The organism is Sphingorhabdus sp., assembly GCF_044354325.1.
GTDB lineage: Bacteria > Pseudomonadota > Alphaproteobacteria > Sphingomonadales > Sphingomonadaceae > Sphingorhabdus_B.
The window spans coordinates 1-3,216 of sequence record NZ_JBILAF010000162.1 but is presented as its reverse complement, the minus strand read 5'-3'; the positions used below and the strand labels follow the sequence as shown (position 1 = coordinate 3,216).

The window sequence follows — 3,216 nt, the reverse complement described above, 5'->3', positions numbered from 1 at the left end:
ATCACAGTGACCGCGCGCAACAGGGCCTGTCCTTTCGCGAACACATAACGGCGTCACGGGACACCGGGCTTCCCATCATCATCCACACACGCGATGCAGAGGCGGAAACGGCCGAGATATTGCGCGACGAAATGTCCAAGGGCGCATTCACCGGCGTTATTCATTGCTTCACCGCAAGTGCAGAATTCGCGCGGACGGCATTGGACCTTGGCCTGTATATTTCGCTGTCGGGTATCGTAACCTTCAAAAACGCCCAAGATCTTCAGTCGGTTGCCAAATGGTTGCCGTCGGACCGATTGCTCGTGGAAACCGATGCCCCGTTTCTGGCGCCAATTCCGCATCGCGGAAAGACCGGCGAGCCCGCATTTGTTGCGGATACCGCGCGTTACGTGGCGCAATTGCGCGGTGTTGACACGGACATTCTGGCTAAAGAGACTTCAGACAATTTCTACAGTCTGTTTTCCAAGGCCGTACGATGAATATCATGGAAGACGGCCCATCTTTAATCTGGGGCGTCGTTTGCGTATTGTTGTTATTGAGTTCACTTGCGGCGCGACGTTTGCCGCTGGGATATGTCGCCAAGGCGGCATTTGCGTGGATAGCGATATTCGCGGCCTTGTTCGCCATATTCAGCTTCCGGTTTGAATTTAAGGCCGTCTGGGAGCGCGTTAAGGCCGACATTTCCGGCACCGCTGGCCAGAGCGTGAGCCGCGAAGAAATCACCATCAGGCGGCAGGATGACGGCCATTATTGGCTTCAGGTCGACGTCAATGGGAAGCCGGTGCGGTTCATGATCGATAGCGGCGCGACAACCACTGCGGTAAACGCAAACACGGCGCGCGAAACGGGCATAGAAGTGGATACAAATGGATATCCGGTATTTCTTAATACGGCCAATGGCCGCGTAACGGCGCAGCGCGGTATCATTCAATCGTTAAAGATTGGAACGCACGAGATTGGACAGCATAATGTTGTGGTGTCGGAGAGTTTCGGCGACACGAACGTCCTTGGCATGAATTTTCTCGACAGTATGCAAAGCTGGAAGGTCGAGGCAAATGTCATGACGTTAAAGCAATGATAATGGGTCGATACGACGTGTTTCAACCGACATTATTCAATCTTACTTAACATAATATATATTATCGAACTTATTCATGGCTGGACCGATGCAGGCTGATATTACCCCTCTCACCGATATCATGGCGCGTTTGCGGGATCCGCAGACCGGATGCCCGTGGGATCTGGAACAAGATTTCTCGACCATTGCGCCATATACGATCGAAGAAGCTTATGAAGTTGCTGACGCCATCGAGAATCGAGATCTCGACGCGCTAAAAGACGAATTGGGCGATCTGCTCCTCCAAGTCGTATTCCACAGCCAGATGGCGTCTGAAATCGGCCAGTTCGACTTTAACGACGTCGTCCGCAGCATTTGCGACAAAATGGTCCGCCGTCATCCGCATGTGTTTGGCGCACAAGACGCACCAACCAACAGCATTCCCGACAATTGGGAAACGATCAAAGCCACCGAGCGCGAAGCGGGATCGGACAACAGCGCCTTGGCGGGCGTCGCCCGCGCCCTCCCCGCATTGTTACGTGCGCAAAAAATTCAAAAGCGCGCCGCCAGAACCGGCTTTGATTGGCCCGACCAGTCCGGCGCGCGTGATAAAATTATTGAGGAATTAGAAGAGGTTGCAGCCGCAACTTCGGCGGAACATGTTGCCGAAGAAATTGGTGATTTGTTATTCGCCGTTGTCAACTTCGCCCGCTTTCATGACGTTGACGCCGAAACAGCGCTCAAGTCCGCAAGTGCAAAGTTCGAACGCCGATTTCGCGACATGGAAGATTCCGCTGGCGCGCGGTTCACATCGTTATCACTCGATGAAAAAGAAGATCTTTGGCAACAGGCGAAGGCCAAGGAAGCGAAATAATTAGCCCTCTATTGGGGCGAATTGCTTATCGAACTGACCCCATAATTGGCGGCTGAGCGAGGCTTCGACGGTGACGAGGTCCTCATCGACAATCTGGCTGTTGATTGTTCCGCGCGCGTGAAGCCATGCGAGCGCAGCGCCATCGCTGGCCTTCAATCGAACAGACCGCACGAGATTGCCCTTGGCGATCAGCGCGGACAGATGCGCCTTAAAGGCATCAACGCCCTCACCCGTCTGCGCTGAGATCATCAGCAAATCATCATTACGCTGGACCAGCGCCGACAAATCCTCACGTTTTTCGGCATCGAGCAGGTCAATCTTGTTCCAGACCTCCAGCATCCGCGGTTGGTTTGCTGCATCTTCATCGTCCAAAACGCCTAAATCGCGCAGGATTTGGAGGACATCATCACGTTGCGCATCGGTTTCGCTGTGCGAAATATCGCGCACATGCACGATGATATCTGCCGAAATCACTTCTTCGAGCGTTGCGCGGAACGCCGCGACCAATTGCGTCGGCAGGTCGGAAACAAATCCAACGGTGTCCGACAAAATCGCCTTTTCCACCCCCGGCAAGGAAATCTCGCGCATAGTGGGATCGAGCGTCGCAAACAGCATATCTTCGGCCAACACAGTCGCGCGGGTCAGGCTGTTGAACAAGGTCGACTTGCCGGCGTTGGTATAGCCCACCAAAGCGATCACGGGCCATGGCGCCCGTTTGCGGCGCGCACGGTGCAGCGAACGCGTCCGTTTCACTTCCTCCAGCTCGCGGCGCAAACGGGCCATCCGGTCGCGGATCATGCGGCGGTCGGCCTCAATCTGCGTTTCACCCGGGCCGCCCAAAAAGCCAAAGCCCCCGCGCTGCCGTTCCAAGTGGGTCCAACTGCGCACCAAGCGACCGGCCTGATAATCCAAATGGGCCAGCTCGACCTGCAACCGTCCTTCGGCTGTTGCCGCACGCTCGCCAAAAATTTCGAGGATGAGCCCGGTACGGTCAATGGTTTTCAACCCGGTGCGTTCTTCCAGATTGCGCTGCTGAATGGCGGTCAAAGACGCATCGACGATCAGCAGGTCGATTTCCAAGTCCCGCCCTATCTGCGCAATTTCCTCCACCTGCCCGCCGCCAAGCAGGGTAACAGCGCGCGGCGAACGGACGCGGAAATGCTTTTTCTGGACGACATTCAGGCCAATGGCCAATGCAAGGCCCTCAGCCTCGGCAAGTCGCGCCTCTGGCCCTACCGAAGCCCGTCCGGGCAATTCGGGGTAAATAACCAACGCACGCGCACCG

4 protein-coding genes are annotated in these 3,216 nt (G+C 55.6%); 3 read left to right on the top strand and 1 reads right to left on the bottom strand.

The window, feature by feature from the left end; translation table 11 throughout:
- The 3 genes from ACIQ0G_RS10760 to mazG all read left to right on the top strand — a co-directional run.
- Nucleotides 1–479: TatD family hydrolase (locus ACIQ0G_RS10760; RefSeq protein ID WP_397577901.1), on the top strand; the 479-nt coding region annotated here is incomplete at its 5' end.
- On the top strand, nt 476–1,078 hold the full coding sequence (locus ACIQ0G_RS10755) for a TIGR02281 family clan AA aspartic protease (protein ID WP_397577900.1): 603 nt from the start codon (nt 476–478) through the stop codon (nt 1,076–1,078). The genes ACIQ0G_RS10760 and ACIQ0G_RS10755, both read left to right, overlap by 4 nt.
- A 76-nt stretch (nt 1,079–1,154) precedes the next feature.
- Nucleotides 1,155–1,931 carry a nucleoside triphosphate pyrophosphohydrolase gene (mazG, locus tag ACIQ0G_RS10750; RefSeq protein WP_397577899.1) on the top strand — a complete coding sequence of 259 codons (777 nt, stop codon included), beginning with the start codon at nt 1,155–1,157 and terminating at the stop codon, nt 1,929–1,931.
- Here the strand turns inward: mazG and hflX are convergent.
- The coding region (gene hflX, locus ACIQ0G_RS10745) for a GTPase HflX (RefSeq protein WP_397577898.1) at nt 1,932–3,216 on the bottom strand (1,285 nt) is incomplete at its 5' end.

Coding starts and splice junctions, on each gene's coding strand:
- ACIQ0G_RS10755 (WP_397577900.1), top strand. CDS start 476: ATGAATATCATGGAAGACGGCCCATCTTTAATCTGGGGCGTCGTTTGC.
- mazG (WP_397577899.1), top strand. CDS start 1,155: ATGGCTGGACCGATGCAGGCTGATATTACCCCTCTCACCGATATCATG.